Origin of the sequence: Burkholderia sp. WP42 (genome assembly GCF_000745665.1) — a bacterium.
GTDB lineage: Bacteria > Pseudomonadota > Gammaproteobacteria > Burkholderiales > Burkholderiaceae > Burkholderia > Burkholderia vietnamiensis.
The window spans coordinates 74,188-93,604 of record NZ_JQJT01000032.1; the positions used below are offsets into that span (position 1 = coordinate 74,188).

20 protein-coding genes, 1 tRNA gene, 1 pseudogene and 1 riboswitch are annotated in these 19,417 nt (G+C 66.8%); of the genes and pseudogenes, 4 read left to right on the top strand and 18 right to left on the bottom strand.

Going from position 1 to position 19,417, the window contains the following annotated elements; all coding sequences use genetic code 11:
* Window positions 1-2 precede the first annotated feature (2 nt).
* The 3 genes from pcnB to hda are packed head-to-tail and all read right to left on the bottom strand — an operon-like array spanning window position 3 to window position 2,985.
* A complete protein-coding gene (gene pcnB, locus EX20_RS19740) occupies window positions 3-1,556 on the bottom strand; it encodes a polynucleotide adenylyltransferase PcnB (RefSeq protein ID WP_034194456.1) in 1,554 nt (517 codons plus the stop codon).
* A gap of 5 nt (window positions 1,557-1,561) precedes the next feature.
* Window positions 1,562-2,239 (bottom strand): histidinol-phosphatase, encoded by a 678-nt coding sequence (locus EX20_RS19745; protein WP_011883370.1) that lies wholly within the window; start codon window positions 2,237-2,239, stop codon window positions 1,562-1,564.
* Between the two features lie 11 nt (window positions 2,240-2,250).
* Entirely contained in the window at window positions 2,251-2,985 is a 735-nt protein-coding gene (hda, locus tag EX20_RS19750) for a DnaA regulatory inactivator Hda (protein WP_011883371.1), read from the bottom strand.
* A gap of 250 nt (window positions 2,986-3,235) precedes the next feature.
* Between hda and purM the strand changes: the two genes are divergently transcribed.
* Together purM and EX20_RS19760 are read left to right on the top strand one after the other, a co-directional pair.
* A complete protein-coding gene (gene purM / locus EX20_RS19755; protein ID WP_034194457.1) occupies window positions 3,236-4,291 on the top strand; it encodes a phosphoribosylformylglycinamidine cyclo-ligase in 1,056 nt (351 codons plus the stop codon).
* Window positions 4,292-4,398: 107 nt separating this feature from the next.
* Window positions 4,399-4,779, top strand: coding sequence for a YybH family protein (locus tag EX20_RS19760; RefSeq protein WP_034194458.1), 381 nt, complete (start codon window positions 4,399-4,401; stop codon window positions 4,777-4,779).
* 26 nt (window positions 4,780-4,805) lie between these two features.
* On the opposite strand, the gene miaA is transcribed toward EX20_RS19760, so the two are convergent.
* Together miaA and mutL are read right to left on the bottom strand one after the other, a co-directional pair.
* A complete protein-coding gene (gene miaA, locus EX20_RS19765; RefSeq protein WP_011883374.1) occupies window positions 4,806-5,780 on the bottom strand; it encodes a tRNA (adenosine(37)-N6)-dimethylallyltransferase MiaA in 975 nt (324 codons plus the stop codon).
* Complete coding sequence (mutL, locus tag EX20_RS19770; protein ID WP_034194459.1) at window positions 5,777-7,804, bottom strand: DNA mismatch repair endonuclease MutL; 2,028 nt, start codon at window positions 7,802-7,804, stop codon at window positions 5,777-5,779. The genes miaA and mutL overlap by 4 nt, the downstream gene beginning before the upstream one ends.
* Window positions 7,805-7,978: 174 nt before the next feature.
* Here mutL and EX20_RS19775 point away from each other — a divergent pair, with 174 nt between their 5' ends.
* Window positions 7,979-8,662, top strand: a complete 684-nt coding sequence (locus tag EX20_RS19775) for a DedA family protein (RefSeq protein ID WP_014722494.1) — start codon at window positions 7,979-7,981, stop codon at window positions 8,660-8,662.
* 240 nt (window positions 8,663-8,902) lie between these two features.
* Here the strand turns inward: EX20_RS19775 and cysC are convergent, their stop codons facing one another.
* From cysC to EX20_RS19835, 13 genes are all read right to left on the bottom strand, one after another.
* Window positions 8,903-9,490 (bottom strand): adenylyl-sulfate kinase, encoded by a 588-nt coding sequence (gene cysC, locus EX20_RS19780; RefSeq protein WP_011883378.1) that lies wholly within the window; start codon window positions 9,488-9,490, stop codon window positions 8,903-8,905.
* Window positions 9,487-9,849 carry a hypothetical protein gene (locus tag EX20_RS32040; protein ID WP_131929051.1) on the bottom strand — a complete coding sequence of 121 codons (363 nt, stop codon included), beginning with the start codon at window positions 9,847-9,849 and terminating at the stop codon, window positions 9,487-9,489. Before EX20_RS32040 ends, cysC begins: the two co-directional genes overlap by 4 nt.
* A 145-nt stretch (window positions 9,850-9,994) precedes the next feature.
* The gene (locus EX20_RS19785; RefSeq protein ID WP_014722496.1) at window positions 9,995-10,828 is read right to left on the bottom strand and encodes a class II glutamine amidotransferase; all 834 of its coding nucleotides are present in this window, start codon (window positions 10,826-10,828) and stop codon (window positions 9,995-9,997) included.
* 116 nt (window positions 10,829-10,944) lie between these two features.
* Window positions 10,945-11,274 (bottom strand): carboxymuconolactone decarboxylase family protein, encoded by a 330-nt coding sequence (locus EX20_RS19790; protein WP_011883382.1) that lies wholly within the window; start codon window positions 11,272-11,274, stop codon window positions 10,945-10,947.
* Between the two features lie 606 nt (window positions 11,275-11,880).
* A tRNA-Lys gene (locus EX20_RS19795) sits at window positions 11,881-11,956 on the bottom strand.
* A 58-nt stretch (window positions 11,957-12,014) separates the two neighbouring features.
* Window positions 12,015-12,764, bottom strand: coding sequence for a tol-pal system protein YbgF (gene ybgF, locus EX20_RS19800; protein ID WP_011883385.1), 750 nt, complete (start codon window positions 12,762-12,764; stop codon window positions 12,015-12,017).
* 19 nt (window positions 12,765-12,783) lie between these two features.
* Window positions 12,784-13,296, bottom strand: a complete 513-nt coding sequence (gene pal, locus EX20_RS19805; RefSeq protein ID WP_011883386.1) for a peptidoglycan-associated lipoprotein Pal — start codon at window positions 13,294-13,296, stop codon at window positions 12,784-12,786.
* Window positions 13,297-13,315: 19 nt separating this feature from the next.
* On the bottom strand, window positions 13,316-14,611 hold the full coding sequence (gene tolB, locus EX20_RS19810; RefSeq protein WP_011883392.1) for a Tol-Pal system beta propeller repeat protein TolB: 1,296 nt from the start codon (window positions 14,609-14,611) through the stop codon (window positions 13,316-13,318).
* A 109-nt stretch (window positions 14,612-14,720) separates the two neighbouring features.
* Window positions 14,721-15,788 carry a cell envelope integrity protein TolA gene (gene tolA, locus EX20_RS19815; RefSeq protein ID WP_034194460.1) on the bottom strand — a complete coding sequence of 356 codons (1,068 nt, stop codon included), beginning with the start codon at window positions 15,786-15,788 and terminating at the stop codon, window positions 14,721-14,723.
* Window positions 15,785-16,234 carry a protein TolR gene (gene tolR / locus EX20_RS19820; protein WP_011883394.1) on the bottom strand — a complete coding sequence of 150 codons (450 nt, stop codon included), beginning with the start codon at window positions 16,232-16,234 and terminating at the stop codon, window positions 15,785-15,787. Before tolR ends, tolA begins: the two co-directional genes overlap by 4 nt.
* A 10-nt stretch (window positions 16,235-16,244) precedes the next feature.
* Window positions 16,245-16,922, bottom strand: coding sequence for a protein TolQ (gene tolQ / locus EX20_RS19825; protein ID WP_011883396.1), 678 nt, complete (start codon window positions 16,920-16,922; stop codon window positions 16,245-16,247).
* Window positions 16,923-17,066: 144 nt separating this feature from the next.
* Window positions 17,067-17,552 carry a tol-pal system-associated acyl-CoA thioesterase gene (gene ybgC / locus EX20_RS19830; protein WP_011883398.1) on the bottom strand — a complete coding sequence of 162 codons (486 nt, stop codon included), beginning with the start codon at window positions 17,550-17,552 and terminating at the stop codon, window positions 17,067-17,069.
* 116 nt (window positions 17,553-17,668) lie between these two features.
* Window positions 17,669-18,415, bottom strand: a complete 747-nt coding sequence (locus tag EX20_RS19835) for an SDR family oxidoreductase (protein ID WP_011883400.1) — start codon at window positions 18,413-18,415, stop codon at window positions 17,669-17,671.
* 180 nt (window positions 18,416-18,595) lie between these two features.
* Window positions 18,596-18,696, top strand: a riboswitch (ZMP/ZTP riboswitch).
* A gap of 137 nt (window positions 18,697-18,833) precedes the next feature.
* On the opposite strand from EX20_RS19835, the pseudogene glyA reads away from it, so the two are divergent.
* Window positions 18,834-19,417 (top strand): annotated as a pseudogene (gene glyA, locus EX20_RS19840) (serine hydroxymethyltransferase); the annotation flags it as partial.

Sequence of the window (19,417 nt, forward strand, 5' to 3'; positions counted from 1 at the left end):
CGTCAGTCGCCCGAACCGCCCTCGGTGTCCCGCGACTGCTCGGCTGCACCTTCGCCCGGCTGGCGGTTTCGCGCGCCGCCGCGGCGGCGCCGCTTGCGCGGCGATTTTTCCTTCGGGCCGCCCTGCGTGAGGAGGGCCTCACGCGCGGCTGCATCGCCTTCGATGAAATCCGTCCACCACTGGCCGACCTCTGCATCGAGCTCGCCGGATTCGCAGCGTAACAGGAGGAAATCATACCCCGCTCTAAATCTTTGGTGTTCCAGCAGCCGCATCGCGCTGCGGCCCGAGCGCTTCTCGAGGCGCAGCTGCAGCCCCCAGATCTCGCGCATGTCGGCCGAGTAGCGCTTGTGGATCGCGAGCTTCTCGGTCTGCATGTCGAGCACGTCGTCCATCGCGCGATGCAGGGCCGGCACCGGGAATTCGCCGTCGGCCGAGTATTGCTCGAAGCGCTGGCGCATGTCGTGCCACAGCAGCGTCGCGAACAGGAAGCCGGGCGACACCGGCTTGCCGGCGCGCACGCGCGCGTCGGTGTTGTTCAGCGCGAGCGTGATGAACTTCTCGCCCTGCGGCTGTTCGAGCACGACGTCGAGCAGCGGCAGCAGCCCGTGGTGCAGCCCCTGCTCGCGCAGCTGCTTCAGGCACGCGAGCGCGTGGCCCGACAGCAGCAGCTTCAGCATCTCGTCGAACAGGCGCGCGGCCGGCACGTTGTTGATCAGGTCGGCCAGCGGCTTGATCGGCTCGCGCGTGTGCGGCTCGATCTCGAAGCCGAGCTTCGCCGCGAAGCGCACCACGCGCAGCATCCGCACCGGATCCTCGCGATAGCGGGTGGCCGGATCGCCGATCATCCGCAGCAGGCGGGCGCGCATGTCGGCCATCCCGTCGTGGTAATCGAGCACCGTCTGCGTCGACGGGTCGTAGTACATCGCGTTGATCGTGAAGTCGCGGCGCGCCGCGTCTTCGTGCTGCTCGCCCCAGACGTTGTCGCGCAGCACGCGGCCGCTCGCGTCGACCGCATGCGTACGGCGATCGAGCTCGTCGCGCTTCAGGCGCTTCGGCGGCTCGGCCGGCGCGGCCTCGGGCGGCGCATCGACCAGCGCGCGGAACGTCGACACCTCGATCAGCTCCTGACCGAACTGCACGTGCACGATCTGGAAGCGGCGGCCGATCAGGCGGGCGCGGCGGAACAGGCGCTGCACCTCGGTCGGCGTCGCGTCGGTCGCGACGTCGAAGTCCTTCGGCGCGATCCCGAACAGCAGGTCGCGCACCGCGCCGCCGACGATGAACGCACGGAAGCCCGCCTGCTGCAGCGTGTCGGTCACGCGCACCGCGTTCTTCGAGATCAGCGACGGATCGATCCGGTGCACGCTGGCCGGCACGACGGTCGGTTCGTGGTTGCTGCGCGGCTTCTTCGCCGCGGCGGTGCTGCGGCTGCCCTTGGCGGCGCGCGGCGAAGTGGCGGGCGGTTCGGCCGAGGCAGAGGCCGAGGCTGCTGCGGCCGGGGCCGCTTGCTCGGCGCCGTCCTGGCCGAGCAGCTTGCGAATGAATTTTTTGATCACGACGTTCAGAAGAGGTCCAGGATGCGCCAGCCGCGGTTGCTTGCATGCGCGCGCAGCGTGTCGTCGGGGTTGGTCGCGATCGGGTCGGTGACTTTCTCGAGCAACGGGATGTCGTTGTGCGAGTCGCTGTAGAAGTAGCTGTGCTCGAAGTCGTCCCAGTGCTTGCCGAGCGACGCGAGCCACGCTTCGGTGCGCACGATCTTGCCTTCGCGATAGCTCGGCGTGCCGGTCGGCCGGCCCGTGTACGGCGAGTCGGGATGCCCGTCGGTCGTTTCGACTTCGCACGCGATCAGCGTCTCGACGCCGAATGCGGTCGCGATCGGGCGCGTGATGAATTCGTTGGTCGCCGTCACGACGCAGCACAGGTCGCCGGCGTCGAGGTGCTTGCGCACCAGCTCGAGCGCGGCGGGCGTCATCGCGGGGCGGATCACCTCGTGCATGTACTGCTCGTGCCATTCGGCCAGCTGCGCGCGCGAATACTTCGCGAGCGGCGTGAGCATCGCGCACAGGTACGCGTGGATGTCGAGCTTGCCGGCCTTGTAGTCGGCGAAGAACTGATCGTTCTGACGCGAGAAGCTTTCCGCGTCGACGATGCCGAGCTTCACCATGAAGCGACCCCATTCGTGGTCGCTATCGGTCGGGATCAGCGTGTGATCGAGGTCAAAGAGTGCCAGATTAGTCATGGAAGGGCATTTTACTCGAAGCGGTTCGGGCCTGTGCCGGGCGGCGCGATGTCGTCGCCCGGGCGCGCCAGCATCCGGCGCAGCAGCGGCAGCGTGACCGCGCGCTTCTGCTCGAGCGAGAAGCGGTCGAGCGCGTCGAGCAGCGCCATCAGGCTCGGCATGTCACGGCGGAAATGGGTCAGCAGGTACGCGGCGATGTCATCGGTGAGCGCGATGCCGCGCTCCTTCGCCGCGAGCTTCAGCACGGCGATCTTGCCGGCGTCGGACGGCGGCGACAGGTGGAACACCAGCCCCCAGCCGAGCCGCGTGCGCAGGTCTTCGCGCACGTCGAGCGCGAGCGGGGCCGCGGGGCCCGCGGCCACGAACGCGCTCGACGGATGCGCGCGGACTTCGTTGAACAGGTTGAACAGCGCGACCTGCTGCGTGTCGCTCATCTTGTCGCAGTCGTCGATCGCGTAGATGCCGATGCGCGGGTCGAACGTGAACGCGCCGAGCGGGCTCTGCGGCGTCAGGTAGCGCGCATAGCCGTACGACGCGTCGCTCACGAGCGCCTGCAGCAGGTGGGTGCGGCCGCTGCCCGGCTCGCCCCAGATGTAGAACGACCGGTCCGGCACGGGGCCCGCCGCGAGCGCGAGGTCGAGCTTCTGGAGCCGCGACACGAGCTCGTCGTTCTCCTCGTTCATGATGAAGTTGTCGAACGTGGCGGGCGGCGGCGTGCCGAGATCGAGCGTCAGTTGACGGGTCACGACGGTCACAATGCGAGGCGGTTGACGAAACGCGTGCCGTACGCGGGGCACGCACCGGGGATCGCGCCGACACCGGCCGCCCGCGTGGCCGCGCGCATCCGCGTGCGCAGCGTGGCGCACGGCTCGCGGAGCGGGAAAAACGGGGACGTGTCGACCAAGATGCAATCCCTGACGAATCGGTGCTGGGAATTCCGGCCAACGGGCCGGCTTCGGGTAAAATCGCATTTTACCGACCTTCTCGCATTCCCCCATGAATCCTCCGAAATCCGCTCCCGACGCTCAGGGTCTGTCCTACCGCGACGCAGGCGTCGACATCGACGCGGGCGACGCGCTCATCGACAAGATCAAGCCTTTTGCGAAGAAAACGCTGCGCGACGGCGTGCTCGGCGGCATCGGCGGCTTCGGCGCGCTGTTCGAAGTGCCGAAGAAGTACCGGGAGCCCGTGCTCGTGTCGGGCACCGACGGCGTGGGCACCAAGCTGAAGCTCGCATTTCATCTGAACAAACACGACACCGTCGGCCAGGATCTGGTCGCGATGAGCGTGAACGACATCCTCGTGCAAGGCGCCGAGCCGCTGTTCTTCCTCGACTACTTCGCCTGCGGCAAGCTCGACGTCGACACGGCCGCGACCGTCGTCAAGGGCATCGCCCATGGCTGCGAGCTGTCGGGCTGCGCGCTGATCGGCGGCGAAACGGCCGAGATGCCGGGCATGTACCCGGACGGCGAATACGACCTGGCCGGTTTTGCGGTCGGCGCGGTCGAGAAGAGCAAGATCATCGACGGCAGCACGATCGGCGCAGGCGACGTGGTGCTCGGCCTCGCATCGAGCGGCATCCATTCGAACGGCTTCTCGCTGGTGCGCAAGATCATCGAGCGCGCGAACCCCGACCTGTCGGCCGATTTCCACGGCCGCTCGCTGGCGGACACGCTGATGGCGCCCACCCGCATCTACGTGAAGCCGTTGCTCGCGCTGATGCAGAAGCTGACGGTGAAGGGCATGGCGCACATCACCGGCGGCGGCCTCGTCGAGAACATTCCGCGCGTGCTGCGCGAAGGCCTCACCGCCGAGCTCGACCAGAACGCCTGGCCGCTGCCGCCGCTGTTCAAGTGGCTGCAGGAGCACGGCGGCGTTGCGGACGCCGAAATGCACCGCGTGTTCAACTGCGGGATCGGGATGGCCGTGATCGTCGCGGCAGCCGATGCGGACGCGGCGATCGCCGACCTGACGGCCGCCGGCGAGCAGGTGTGGAAGATCGGCACCGTGCGTGCGAGCCGCGAAGGCGAGGCGCAGACGGTCGTGGCCTGACGCGCCGCCGCAGCATGCAGTGACGAAAGCCGCCCGGAGACGATCCGGGCGGTTTTTTTTCGCGCTCGGCGCGGGCGTGCCGATGCGGCATTGAAGGAGGGACGACGATGACCGAAGACGAACACGCGATTCGCGCGCTGGTGGAAACCTGGTTCGTGTCGAGCCGCCGCGGCGATCTGGCGACCGTGCTCGACCTGATCGCCGACGATGCGATCTTCATGGTCGCCGGCCAGCCGCCGTTCGACAAGGCGGCGTTCGCAGCCGCATCGCGCGGCGCGCACGCGGCGGCCGTCGACGGCCGTTACCGGATCGACGAGCTGCGCGTGATGGGCGACTGGGCGTATCTGCGCAATTTCATCGAGATCGACGCGACGCCGTCGGGCGGCGACACCGTGCGGCGCTCGGGCCACACGCTGACGATCTTCCGCAAGCGCGACGGCCGCTGGCAACTGGTGCGCGACGCCAATCTCGTGACGCTCGCGCAGTAAGTGCGGCGGCTCGCGACGCGGGCGCGTCAGCGCGCGGCGAGGCCGTCGAGCACGCGCTCGAGCGCATCGAGCGCCTGCGCGGTCGAATCGCGTGCGATGCAGTCGACCACGATCCGTTCGGGCATCGCGCGCAGCCACGTGATCTGCCGTTTGCACAGCTGGCGCGTCGCGAAGATGCCCTTGTCGCGCATCGTCCGGTAGTCGATGGCGCCGTCGAGGTACTCCCACGCCTGCCGGTAGCCGACGCAGCGCATCGACGGCAGCCCCAGATGAAGATCCTCGCGGCGGCGCAGTCGTTCGACTTCGTCGATGAAGCCCGCTTCGAGCATCGCGTCGAAGCGCTGCGCGATGCGCGCATGCAGCACCGCGCGGTCCGACGGCTCGAGCGCGACCGGCACGAAGCGGTAGGCGGCGGCCGCATCGTCCGCGGCGCGCGGCGCGGCGAGCAGCGCGGACATCGGTTGCCCGCTCAGCATGCACACCTCGAGCGCGCGCTGGATGCGCTGCGCATCGTTCGGCGCGAGCCGCGCGGCGGTCGCCGGATCGATGCGCGCCAGCCGCGCATGAAGCGCGGGCCAGCCGTCGCGTGCGGCGTCGGCATCGAGTTCCGCGCGCAGCGCCGGGTCGGCGCCCGGCAGGTCGTTGAGCCCCTGCGTCAACGCCTTGTAGTACAGCATCGTGCCGCCGGCGAGCAGCGGCGTGTTGCCGCGCGCGGCGATCTCGCCGATCAGCCGCAGCGTGTCCGCGCGAAAGCTCGCGGCCGAGTACGAATCGGCCGGGTCGATGATGTCGATCAGATGGTGCGGCACGCGCGCGCGTTCGTCGCGCGTCGGTTTCGCGGTGCCGATATCCATGTCGCGATAGACGAGCGCCGAATCGACGCTGACGATCTCGATCGGCCGGCGCGCGGCCAGCGCGAGCGCGGCGGCCGTCTTGCCGGACGCGGTGGGGCCGAGCAGGCATGCGATCGTCGTCGGACGGGACTGCAACGAAACGCTCATTGGCCGCGCATGAACAGGCGGTCGAGGTCGTTCAGCGTCAGCTGATACCACGTCGGTCGGCCGTGATTGCATTGATCGGCGCGCTCGGTCGCTTCCATCTGCCGCAGCAGCGCGTTCATCTCGTCGAGCGTCAGGCGCCGGTTCGCGCGCACCGCGTGGTGACACGCGAGCGTGCCGAGCAGCTCGTGCTGGCGCTCGGTGAGCACGCGCGAGCCGCCGAACGCATGCAGATCGGCCAGCACCGCGCGGGCGAGCGACTGCAGGTCGGCATCCTTCAGCAGCGCGGGCACCGCGCGGATCGCAAGCGTCGTCGGCGACAGCACCGCGAGATCGAAGCCGAGCGATTCGAGCGTGTCGCGCTCTTCCTCGACGGTGCCGATCTCGACCGGCGTCGCCGTCATCGATATCGGCAGCAGCAGCGACTGCACGGCGACCGTGCGATCGGCGAGCGCGTTCTTGAACTGCTCGTAGAGAATTCGTTCGTGGGCCGCGTGCATGTCGACGATCACGAGGCCGTGCGCGTTTTGCGCGAGCACATAGATCCCGTGGATCTGGCCGAGCGCGAAGCCGAGCGGCTGCTCGTCGTGCGCGGCGGCCGCGAGCGGCATGGCGGCGAAGCCGGGCAGCGGAGTGCGCGACGGGTCGGCTGGATCGGCGGAATCGCGTGCGATCAGCGGCGTGCCGGCGGCCGTGTCCTTGCGGCCGAACAGCGCGTCGTAGAGCGCGAGCGGCTGTGCGACCGGCAGCGTGCCCTGCGTCATGCGCGCCTGACGCATCCACGTGCTGCCGGGCGACGAGGCGGACGAGGTGGACGAAGTGGACGAGGAGCCCGACGACGCACCGAACGAAGCCGCCGGCGAGAAGCCCGTCGCGCCCGTGCCCGCCGCGCTGCGCTGACCGAGCGGCGTATCGCCGAACGAGGCGGGCTCGCGTGGCGTGGCTTCGAGGTGCGCGGCGTGGCCGCCGGCGGTCGTGTCCGGCGACGCGCCCGCATGGCGCGCGAGCGCGCGCTGCACCGCGTGGAACACATATTGGTGGATCGAGCGCGAATCGCGGAAGCGCACTTCGATCTTCGACGGATGCACGTTCACGTCGACGGCTTCCGGCGGCAGGTCGAGGAACAGCACGTAGGACGGATAGCGGTCGCCGTGCAGCACGTCCTCATACGCGGCGCGCACCGCGTGCGTGAGCAGCTTGTCGCGCACGAAGCGGCCGTTCACGAAGAAGTATTGCTGGTCCGCGCGGCCGCGGCTCGCGGTCGGCAGGCCGGCGCAGCCGTATACGGCCAGCGGCCCGGCCCGTTCGTCGAGCGGCAGGTGCGCGGTCGCGAAGCCGTCGCCGAGGATCTTCGCGACGCGCTGCGCCGGCTCGCTCGCGTTCCAGTGCTCGACGGCCTTGCCGTTGTGCAGCACCGAGATCGCGACGTCCGGGCGCGCGAGCGCCGCGCGGCGGATCATTTCGATGCAGTGGCCGAACTCGGTCTGCTCGCTTTTCAGGAATTTGCGGCGCGCGGGCGTGTTGAAGTACAGCTCGCGCACCTCGATCGTCGTGCCGACCGCGCCGGCGGCCGGCGACAGCGCGCCGGTCGTCGCGTCGATCTTCGTCGCATGCGCGACGTCGGCCGTGCGGCTGGTGATCGCCAGCTCGGCGACCGACGCGATCGACGCCAGCGCTTCGCCGCGAAAACCGAGCGTCGCCACGGCCTCGAGCTCTTCGAGCGAGCGGATCTTGCTGGTCGCGTGGCGCATCAGCGCGAGCGGCAGCTCGTCGGGCGGAATGCCGCAGCCGTCGTCGGTGATCGAGATGCGCTTGACGCCGCCTTCCTCGAGCACGATGCGCAGCGAGCGCGCGCCGGCGTCCATCGCGTTCTCGAGCAATTCCTTGACGACCGACGCCGGGCGCTCGACGACCTCGCCGGCCGCGATCTGGCTGATCAGCTGGTCGGGCAGCGGCAGGATCGCGCGCAGGCGGCGCGGGGCAGGGGCGGACGCGTCGCCCGCGACCGTTTGGGTGATTTCGGACATGGCCGAATTATAGCGACGCGGCGGCGGCGTGCCGGAGCCGCCGGCCGTTACGTTTTTTCACGGAGCCTTAAGGTAGTTTCGGTATCATGGGGCTCCGTTGCGCGCGCCGCCTTGTCCGGCGGGCGTTCACGCTTGTTCCGGCCGGTCCGGCCCTTCGCCTTCGAGGAATCGCATTTGGATACGCTGCTTCATTTCGTCAACCTGGTCCTGCACATCGACGCGTTCCTCGGCGACTTCATCCGGCAGTACGGCGCATGGGTGTATCTGGTGTTGTTCCTGATCGTGTTCTGCGAGACGGGGCTCGTCGTGCTGCCGTTCCTGCCCGGCGATTCGCTGCTGTTCATCGGCGGTGCGTTCGCGGCAACCGGCGACATGAACGTCGGCGCGTTGATCGCGCTGCTGCTCGTCGCGGCGACGGCCGGCAATACCGTCAACTACCTGATCGGCCGCTGGATCGGGCCGAAGGTGTTCAATACGCATATCCCGGTGCTCGAGCGCTTCCTCGATCGCGCGGCGCTGCAGAAGACGCATTCGTTCTACGACAAGCATGGCGGCAAGACGATCGTGCTCGCGCGGTTCATCCCGGTGGTGCGCACGTTCGCGCCGTTCGTCGCCGGTGCATCGGCGATGAGCTTCACGCGCTTCCAGTTGTTCAACGTGATCGGGGCGCTCCTGTGGGTGCTGCTGCTGGTGCTGCTCGGTTACTTCTTCGGCAATATTCCGTTCATCCGGCAGTACCTGAACGTGATCGTGCTGGCGGGGATCGGCGCCGCCGTCGTGCCGGTTGCGCTCGGTGCGTTGTGGAAGCTGGTGCGCGGGCGGCAGTCGGGCAGCACGCAGAAGACGGGCGGACGCTGAGCAGGCGCGGTTTCTGTCGATTGAAGTAAAAAGCGGGGCAGCTCGACGGGAGCTGCCCCGCTTTTTTGTGCATTGGTTGCGGTGCGGGTGCGCAGGCGGCGCATGCGGCGCTCGACGAAGGAATCGACGTGCAGCCGCTGCCGTGGATGACCGGACGACCCGGATGCGGGGCGCGCCGCAGTCGATGTGTTGCGCGTGCTCGCCGCAATGGTGTCTCGATGCTTGCAGTGCGAGCGCGGCCTACAACGGCAATTGCCGCATGATCTCGGCCACGCAGGCGTCGGGGCTCGCCTCCGCCGTCCTCACGTGTACTTCGGGCGACTCCGGTTGCTCGTACGGCGAGCCGATGCCGGTGAATTGCTGGATGGTTCCGCGTCGCGCCAACACGTACAGCCCCTTCGGATCGCGTGCCTCGGCAACCTCCAGCGCCACGTCGACGAATACCTCGACGAAGGTGCCGGGCGCGAAGCGCGCACGCGCTTGGGCGCGTGCGTCCGCGAACGGCGAGATCAGCGCGGCGATCACGATGAAGCCCGCATCCGTCATCAGCCGCGCCACTTCGGCCGTGCGTCGGATGTTCTCGCGCCGGTCGGCATCGCTGAAGCCGAGATCCCGGTTCAACCCTTCGCGCAGCGTGTCGCCGTCGAGCAGATAAGTTCGGTGCCCGAGCGCGTCCAGCTGCAGCTTCAGCAAGCTGGCGAGCGTGGACTTGCCGGCGCCCGACACGCCCGTCAGCCACACGACGAACGGGCGCGGGTTCGCGCCCGAAAATGCGCTGCGGCCGCCTGACAGTGGATCGGGCGGAGAAGGATTGGCAGGATGATTCATTTCAGAGCCGATATGCCGAAAATCGAGGGGCAATTTTGTTTTGAGTCGATCTGTCGATCGCAATGTCGGCCGATTGTAACGTGCTTTTCGATGTCTCGTAAATTTCCTATCTTATTACGAAATATTGCAGCGGAGAGTGCGCGACTGGCAATTTCCACGGACTGCGTAACAATTTGAAATAAGGGTGGTAATCGAATTGAAACGAACCCAGGCATTATTGCCGCCGCCTTGCCCGGTATGGCTGACATCGCATCAGCGTATCGCGCACGTAATGGCGTGACTTTCAATTTCGGCACGGATAATGCGGTGACGAGTATTTCCGTTTTAAATAGAATTTCCAGATTAAAATTGGGCTGCAAGATGGTTCGTTAATCGGCTGTCAATTCCGCGGGTTTTAGAATCATATTTTTTGCGCGAGGTTTTACGCCGCGAATCTCCGCGGATAATATCCCCGGGCGCAATGCTGCGCCCTCGGCAAGTGACTGATATTCCGGGAAAAGCGCGTCACTTGTGCCTTGGATTGAATGGCCGCTGCTGTACATCGGCCCCATGCGCGACGATTGCCGTGCTTTCGGGCACTTCTTCCCATGCGCCGCGCAGGTCGACGAGCGGCTCGGATACGACCATGAACGCATCGTTGCCCACTTCCGCGATACGCGGATTGTGCGGATACAGTTCGTGCAAATGCCTGAACGACGTGCTGTGGAACAGCGATCGCGATTGCCGTTCGCTCGAATAGCGCGCCGCGACGATCCGCTCGCCGTCGGTCGCGCAGACCGTCATGTTGAGCGGCTCGGCGACGCGATACCGCGCCGCGGTTTCCTCGATCACGCCGACCATGCGCTCGAGCGCGGGCAGCGGGGCTTGCTCCAGGCCGTAGGTCAGCGCGAGACGAAACATCAATTCGGAGTCGGTCGAGCCTTCCAGCGTCGAGAACAGCGCGGGGTCGACCTTCATCGTCAGGTCGCGGCGCAGCTTGTGGAAATCGCGGATCAGCCCATTGTGCGCGAACAGCCAGCGGCCGTGGCGGAACGGATGGCAGTTGGTTTCCTGCACGGGCCCATCGGTCGCCGCGCGGATATGCGCGACGAACATGCGCGAGTGGATCGCGCGGGCCGCTTCGCGCAGATTGCGGTCGTTCCAGGCGGGATGCACGGAGCGGTAGCGGAACGGCAGTTCATCGGGATGGCCGTACCAGCCGATCCCGAAGCCGTCGCCGTTGGTCGTCGTCACGCCGAGTTCCGAATGCAGGCTCTGGTCGATCAGCGAATGCTTCGCGCGAAACAGCACGGTCTCGAGCGGGATCGGATTGCCGGTGTAGGCGAGCCAGCGGCACATGGAGCGCTCCTTCGCGATGAACTGTCGCGCATGGTAGCGGAGTTCGCGGCGGCCGGCCCGCTGGACTGGCCGCCGCGATCGTCGGGTGACGATTCGGCGGCTACGCGGCGCGCGCGTCAGTCGCCGAGCGCGTCCATCACGCGTGCCGAGTAGACGAGCGCCGCGCCCGCATTCAGCGCGATCGCGACGCCGAGCGCCTCGGCCACTTCCTCCTTGGTCGCGCCGTGCTTCGCGGCTTCGGCAGTGTGCACCGCGATACAGCCGTCGCAGCGTGTCGTGACGGCCACCGCGAGGGCGATCAGCTCGCGCGTCTTCGCGTCGAGATGGCCCGTCTTCGCGCCGGCGCCCGACAGCGCCTTGTAGCCGGCCAACGTGTCGGGCGAGAGCTTCGCGATGTCGCCGATGCGAGTCGTCAGTTCCTTCCGGTATTCGTTCCAGTTCAGCATGATGCGTCCTTTGGATGGGTTGAGCGGCTGGTGCCGCGATCTCGGGCGATGCATGGCTATTCTGGGCGTTACGGATGAGGGTTTCGATAGCCGATAGCGACATTTTTGGCGTAAACGTCTCATGGACGCGTGGCGTCGATGGTTGTCGTCGGGCAGGAATTCGCGGCGCGGTGACGGGCGCGTGCGGCGCCTTGCATGGCCCGGCGTCGACGGCTCGCTCGCGATGCCGCATGGTCGCGTTTCATCTGTTGCCTGTCGATCGGGGCGCGACATTTCAGTGAAGGGATATTGGTTTGTTCGTCGTGCGGAGCCGGGCGATGCGGGCGTGCGCGTTGCTGCAGCAGACGCGGCGCGGGCGAAGCGGCGATCGGGTTGGCGCTCGGTTTGTACTCGGAGCAGGCGTTCAGCGCTGTGTTCGGTGCGACGCTGCGGCGGTGGCTGCGCACGCAGCGTGGGGATGACGCGAACGCGCGTGATCGTCGCGGCGAGGATGTCGGAGAACGGGTAGGGCGATGGAGATGCGGCCGCGGCAGCCCGGAGACTCAACCGGCGAGCACCAATGAAAAAGGGGCTTCCGGTTTCCCGGAAGCCCCTTTTTTACATCCTTGGTAGGCCGTGCGTGACTCGAACACGCGACCAACGGATTAAAAGTCCGCTGCTCTACCAACTGAGCTAACGACCCAAAGAGCAAAAGATTATAGCGGCGGGTCGTATACCTGTCAACGACCCGTCGCGACGATTTACTTGATGCTCTCGATCTTGCCCTGCGCCGTCTGCGCCGCGTTCGACCCGGCGTACTGCGATACGACCTGCTCGAACGTCTTCTTCGCGGCCGCCTTCTGGCCTTGTTCGAGCTGGTTCGTGCCGATCGCGACGAGCGCATCGGCCGCGCGCGGATGCTGCGGATACTTGCTCACGATCGCCTGCCAAGTCGCCGTCGACCCGCGGTAGTCGCGCAGCGCGTATTGCGCATTGCCGAGCCAGTATTGCGCGGTCGGCTGGTACGGGCTTTGCGGATACTTCGCGATGAAGCTGCGGAACGACGCCGCGGCAGCCTTGAAATTGCCGTTGCGGAACTGCTGCTGCGCCGCGCTGAGCGCATCCGTTTCACCGGGCTGAACGGTGCCTTCGACACCATCGATCGTCGCCTGTTGCGGCTCGAACTTCTTGAGCCGCGTGTCGAGATCCTGGTAGTACTCCTTCTGCTGCCGTTCGAGCGTCGTCAGCCGGTTCGTCAGGTCCTCGTTCTCGCCGCGTAGCGTTGCGACCTGCTGGTTCAGCTGGTCGATACGGCCGGATTGATCGAGGATCGTACGCTGGGCTGCCGACAACTGGCTGGCCAGGTTGTCGCTCTTGCTGCGCAGATCGAGCACGGCACGGCGCGCCTCGTTGTCGTCGAACATGCCGGCGTGCGCCGGCGCGGCCGACCACGCCGCGCCGACGACGCAGAACGCTGCGGCAACGCGCAGCCAGGATACACGGTGCGTCATACGGCAATTCTTCCGTTACTTACTGTTGGTAGACGAGGTCGGCGCGACGGTTCTGCGCCCACGATGCTTCGTCGTGGCCCGTTGCCTGCGGCTTTTCCTTGCCGAGGCTCACGGCTTCCATCTGCGAGTCGTTCACGCCGAGCAGCGCCATCGCGCGGCGGACGGCTTCCGCACGCTTCTGGCCCAGCGCGAGGTTGTACTCGCTGGTGCCGCGTTCGTCGGTGTTGCCCTGGATCAGCACGTGACGCTGCGGGTGGCTCTTCAGGTACTGAGCGTGTTGCTGCAGCAGCGGCTGGTACTCATCCTTCACCGAATAGCTGTCGAAGTCGAAGTAGATGCTGCGCTTCGCGAGCGGGCTGTTCGGATCGTTCAGCGGATCGACGTTCACTTGCGCGACGTTGTCCGCGCTCGGCTGCGTGCTGACCGCGCCGGCGTTGTTGGCCTTGTCGTCGAGCTTCACGCCCGATTTGCACGCTGCGAGCGCGCTGATCATCATCACGGCCAGAGCCAGACGAGCTTTATTCGACATCATGGTTACTCTCCTTGTGTGGTCATTGCATGAAGGGTCCCCACGACGGCTCACGAACGGAGCCGCCCTGGACGGACAGAATCTGCGGCGGCGCGCTGCCGTCGGTGGGCACTGCTGCCAGCACGTTGCGGCCGCCCGACTGGGTCGCGTAGAGAATGTACTGGCCGTTAGCCGCGAAGCTCGGCGATTCGTCGCGATTGGTGTTCGTGATGGCGTTCGCCGCGCCGGTCTGCAAATCCTGGACGTACAGCTTGAACCCCCCACCGGTGCGGGAGATGTAGGCGAGCAGCTTGCCGTCCGGGCTCACGCGCGGGCTCGTGTTGTAGCTGCCCGTGAAGGTCACGCGCTGGGCCGCGCCGGCGCTTTCGCCTTGCGCGGGCATCCGGTAGATCTGCGGCGCGCCGCCGCGGTCGCTCGTGAAGTAGATCCAGTGGCCGTCCGGCGAATAGAACGGCTCGGTGTCGATCGAGCTGCTCTGCGTGAGCCGGCGCAGGCCGCCGCCGTTGGCGTTGACCGTATAGATCTGCGTATTGCCCGTCAGCGACAGCGCGACGGCCAGCGTGTTGCCGTCCGGCGACCACGCCGGTGCGCTGTTGTTGCCCTTCTGGTCGGAGACCATATAGCGGCGGCCGGTCGGCAGGTCGTGGATGTAGACGATCGGCTTCTTGCGCTCGAACGACACGTAGGCAACCTTCGTGCCGCTCGGCGACCACGCCGGCGAGATGATCGGCTCGGTGCTCGACAGCGCGATGCGGGCGTTCTGGCCGTCCGAATCCGAGATCTGCAGCTGGTAGCGGTTGCCCGTCTTGATCACGTACGACAGGCGCGTGGCGAATACGCCGCGCACGCCGAGCAGTTTCTGGTAGATGTAGTCGGCGATCTTGTGGCCGGCGGTGCGCAGCGTGGTGTCGTTCGCGGTCAGCGACAGGCCGCCGAGGCTCTGCTGCTTGACGGTGTCGTACAGGATGAAGTTCACCTTGTACTGACCGTTCGCTTCGCGGTTCACGCTGCCGGCGACGAACGCGTTCGCGCCCTTGGCCTTCCAGGCGCCGAGATCGACCGAGGCGGTCTCGGGCACGGGCGTGCTGCCGGCGTCGATGTTGGTGAATTTGCCGCTGCGGGCGAGGTCGGCGCGCACGATCGACGTGACCTGCTGCGGCAGGCCCGCCTCGTTCGCGAAATTCGCGGTCGCGATGGGGAACTGGGTCGATCCGACGCCGGTGATCAGCACGTTGACCTGCGCGTTAGCGGCGCCGCCGGCCGCAATCAGACACGATGCCACGAGTGCCCTGAAACCTAGTTTCGTCATCAAACTCATGCTTCTTGCTTCCCATGTGACTTGGATCGCTGCGCAAGCGCAGAGACAGTAAAAATACCCTGTTCGTTCCCGTTTCGCAGCGAAGCCCGGAGTGTAAGCGCATTTCCGTTCACTCCGCCGCCTTGAAGGTAATCGTAATGCTCGATGGGGTACGACCGTCAGTATCGGGCGGCAACGGCACCGACGCCTGGATCGCGCTGACCACCGCCTGATCCCACCCCGAATTGCCGCTCGGCCGCGCGACCGATACGCTCAGCAGGTCGCCCGACGGCGTGCAGCGAATCTTCACGACGGTCGTCAATCCGGCGCGCTCGCCGCCCCAGACGATGTTCGGCTTCACGCGACGGCGCACCTTGTCCGCATAGCCGGGCGAGGCCGCGTTGCCGCCGGAGCCCGTGCCGGTGCCGCTTTTCGCGAGCCCCTGGCCGCCGCCGTCGCCCGCGCCCGCGAGACCCTGCAACTGCGCGAGGCGTGCATTTCGTTCCCGGTCGAGCTTGGCCTTGGCCGCCGCGTCGGCCTTCGCACGCGCGGCCGCTTCGGCCTTTGCCTTGGCCTGCGCGTCCGCCTTTTCCTTTGCGGCTGCGTCGGCCTTCGCCTTGGCTGCCTGCTGGGCCTCGAGCTGCGCCTGCTTCTGCTGCTGGAGCTTTTGCTGCTCCAGTTTCTGCTGTTCGAGCTTTTGCTGCTCGGCGAGTTGCTGCTTGAGCTTCGCCGCCTGCTTCTGCTTTTCGCGTTCGGCGGCCTTTTCCGCGGCGAGCGCCGCCGCTTGCCGGGCCGCCAGCTGGGCGCGCCGCGCTTCCTCTTCCTGCTGCTTCAGTTGCTGCTCGCGGCGCTGCTGCTCGAGCTGCGCTTCGCGTGCGGCCGCCTCTTGCTGCTGGCGCTTCTTCTGCTGCAACGCGATGTCCGCCTGTTCGTCTCTCACCGGGGGAGGGGGCGGCGCCACCTTCACGGGGGGCGTCGGTGCGACGACGGGCCGCGGTGCGGGAACGTCGGGGACCTCGGTCCACAGTTCGGCTTCGGCGCCGGCCGGCGTGCTGTTCTGCCACTGCACGCCGTGGTACAGGAACAGCGCGAGCAGGACGTGCATCAGCGCGGCGAGCGCGAACGCGCGCCAGGTGCCGCGCTCGCGCGGCGGTTGCGACGGGTAGGTGTTGCCGCGCGTGGGTTGCTGCCGGTTCATTGCGATTTGACGAGGAGGCCGACGCGCTTGACGCCGCGCGCCTTCAGATCCGACATCACGGTCATGACCGCATCGTACTGCACGGTCTTGTCGGCCGCGATCACCACCGGCTGGTCCGGATGGTCGGCCTGCCGGGCCACGATGAAGCTGTCGAGCTCGGCCTTGGTCATCGTGTCTTCCTGCGTCGCGCCGGAGTCGCCCTTGTACTTGACGCTCATCGTGCGGTCGGCGTTGATGTTGACGACGACGGGCGGCGTCTGCTCCTGCGGCGCGGCATTGCCGACGGTCGGCAGATTGATGATCGACGGGGCGACGAGCGGCGCCGTCACCATGAAGATCACCAGCAGCACGAGCATCACGTCGATATACGGCACGACGTTGATGTCGGCCATCGCGCGGCGCGAGCGGCCGCCGCGCATGCTGGATCGAATGGGACTTCCTGCCATGGCGAGCTCCTTACTGGGCCTGACGCTGCAGGATGTTCGAGAATTCTTCGATGAAGGTCTCGAAGCGGATCGCGAGGCGGTCGATGTCGTGCGCGTAGCGGTTGTACGCGACCACGGCCGGAATCGCGGCGAACAGGCCGATCGCGGTGGCGACGAGCGCCTCGGCGATGCCCGGCGCGACGTTCGCGAGCGTGGCCTGCTGCACGTTCGCGAGGCCGCGGAACGAATTCATGATGCCCCACACGGTGCCGAACAGACCGATGTACGGGCTGACCGAGCCGACCGACGCGAGGAACGCGAGATTCGCTTCGAGCACGTCCATTTCGCGCTGGAACGCCGCGCGCATCGCGCGGCGTGCGCCGTCGAGCACGAGCCCCGGATCGCTCAGGCGCTTTTCCTTCGCCTTCAGGAATTCACGCATGCCGGCTTCGAAGATGCGCTCGAGCGCGCCGATCGTGTGGCGGTTATTGGCTGCGCTCTGGTACAGCGCCTGCAGGTCGCCGCCCGACCAGAAATCCTTTTCGAAGCGCTCGGTCTGCGCGCGTGCGCGGCGGATCGCGAACCACTTGCGGAAGATGAAGGTCCACGACATCAGCGACAGCAGCAACAGCAGCCCCATCACGGCCTGGGCGAGCACGCTCGCGTTGAGGACGAGGGAAATGATCGACAGGTCTTGAGATGTGTTCATAGAGATTTGAGTAACGTCCCTTCGGGGGTGCCCGGCAAGGGCGCACGGGTGCGTGCGGTACGGCGCGCCGACGCAGCCCTGGCGCGGAACCTTGCTTAGTATCGATTCAGGAAGGCAAGTTCATGGCCTTTGTCTAAACGGGGCTCATTCGAGCTTCGTTGACGGGACAGTGTGCCCGGCGTCGATGACGGGCCCGCGTTGCAGTGCATCGAGGACGACCGGCGGGATCGCCGCGGGACGGATGCCGGAACGGTCGACGCAGCCGAGGCGGATATGCCCGGCGACCAGCAGCGTGTCGCCACGCCACGCTTCCTGCGTGAACTCCACCGACGCGCGGCCGATGCGTGCCGGGCGGCTCGTGATCGCGAGTGCGTCGTCGAGTCGCGCCGGCGCGCGGTAGTCGACCGACGTGCTGCGAACGATGAAGATCGCGCCCGTGTCGTCGGCGAGCTGGCGCTGATCGATGCCGCACGCGCGCAGCCACTCGGTGCGGGCGCGCTCGAAGAACTTCAGGTAGTTGGCATAGAAGACGATGCCGCCTGCATCGGTATCCTCGTAGTACACGCGCACCGGCCAGATGAAGCCGCGCGAGGTGTCCGGAGAGCGGGTAGGCTGAGTCATGGCGCGCATTCTACCGGAAGGCCGGGGTCCGATTCGTTACGGTTTGGTAACGGAATGTAGTGCCGCACGGCACGACGCGGGCCGCCCATGGCGGGCCCGCGGCGCGCGGTGCCAGGCGTCAGCCGTCAGCCGCGATGGACCGTCAGACCGGCCGGCGCTTGCGCGACCGGCATCATCTCGATCGTATTGATGTTGACGTGCGCGGGGCGCGTCGCGATCCAGTAGATGGTGTCGGCAATATCCTCGGCTGTGAGCGGCTGGACGTTTTGATAGACGTTCGCTGCTTTCGCGTCGTCGCCGCGGTAGCGCACGTTCGAGAACTCCGTGCCGCCGCAGAGGCCGGGCTCGATGTCGGTGACGCGCAGCGGCGTGCCGACGAGGTCGGCGCGCAGATTCAGGCTGAATTGTCTGACGAAAGCCTTGGTTGCGCCGTATACGTTTCCGCCGGGATACGGGTAGGTGCCGGCGACCGAACCGAGGTTGAAGATGTGGCCGCGGCCGCGCGCGATCATCCCGGGCAGCAGCGTGTGCGTGACCGTCACGAGACCGGTGCAGTTCGTGTCGATCATCGTGTGCCATTCGTCGAGGCTGGCGTTCTGGGCCGGCTCGACACCGAGCGCGAGGCCGGCGTTGTTGACCAGCACGTCGAGCGCCGCGAATTCGGCGGGAAGGGCGGCCGGCACCGCTTCGACGGCGGCGCGGTCGCGCACGTCGAGTTCGAATGGCAGCAGCGCGTCGCCCAGTTCCGCGGCGAGCGCATCGAGCCGATCCTTGCGGCGCGCGGTGGCGACGACGCGGTGGCCGCCCTTGACGAAGGCACGGGAGATGGCTGCGCCGAAGCCGGCGGACGCGCCTGTGACGAACACGATCATTGCTGCTGCTCCTGGTCGATGACGAAGTGGCCAATAGTATCGCGCAAGCCTACTGAGATTGCCGCACCGCGGCAAGGCGCGGAAGCGCGCGGGCCCGGCGCGCGGAATCCGGCCCTCATTGATTCGGCGGGGGAGGCGCGGTTGCCTATTCATGACGCATCCAATAAACTAACGCGCTCATCACCCCTGCGTGACTGGCGATAGAACCCTTCGGGTTCAAGGTGGAGCATCCCACCGTGAAGCGCGGGGCGCCGTTTTTGCCGTTCGCCTGGGCAGCCGTTGTGCGCCGTCGCGTGCATCGCCGGTGGCTGTCCTGTCTCGCGTCATACGGATTCTTCCGCCACGTCGAGCTGGTTCCACCAGCAACGCAATGTACTCGGCCGCACCGGTCAACCTGTACACACTTAACGGAAACCGTATGTTTGACAGAGCCCAAAGCACCATCGCGAACGTCGATCCCGAGATCTTTGCTGCGATCGAGCAGGAAAACCGCCGCCAGGAAGACCACATCGAGTTGATCGCGTCGGAAAACTACACGAGCCCGGCCGTGATGGCCGCACAGGGCTCGCAGCTCACGAACAAGTACGCGGAAGGTTATCCGGGCAAGCGCTACTACGGCGGCTGCGAGTACGTCGACGTGGTCGAGCAGCTGGCGATCGATCGCGTGAAGCAGCTGTTCGGCGCGGAAGCGGCGAACGTGCAGCCGAACTCGGGCTCGCAGGCGAACCAGGGCGTGTTCTTCGCGATGCTCAAGCCGGGCGACACGATCATGGGGATGAGCCTCGCGCACGGCGGGCACCTGACGCACGGCTCGCCGGTGAACATGTCGGGCAAGTGGTTCAACGTGGTGAGCTACGGGCTGAACGAAAACGAAGACATCGATTACGACGCGGCGGAAAAGCTCGCGCAGGAGCACAAGCCGAAGCTGATCGTCGCGGGCGCATCGGCGTTCGCGCTGAAGATCGACTTCGCGCGTATGGCGCAGATCGCGAAGTCGGTCGG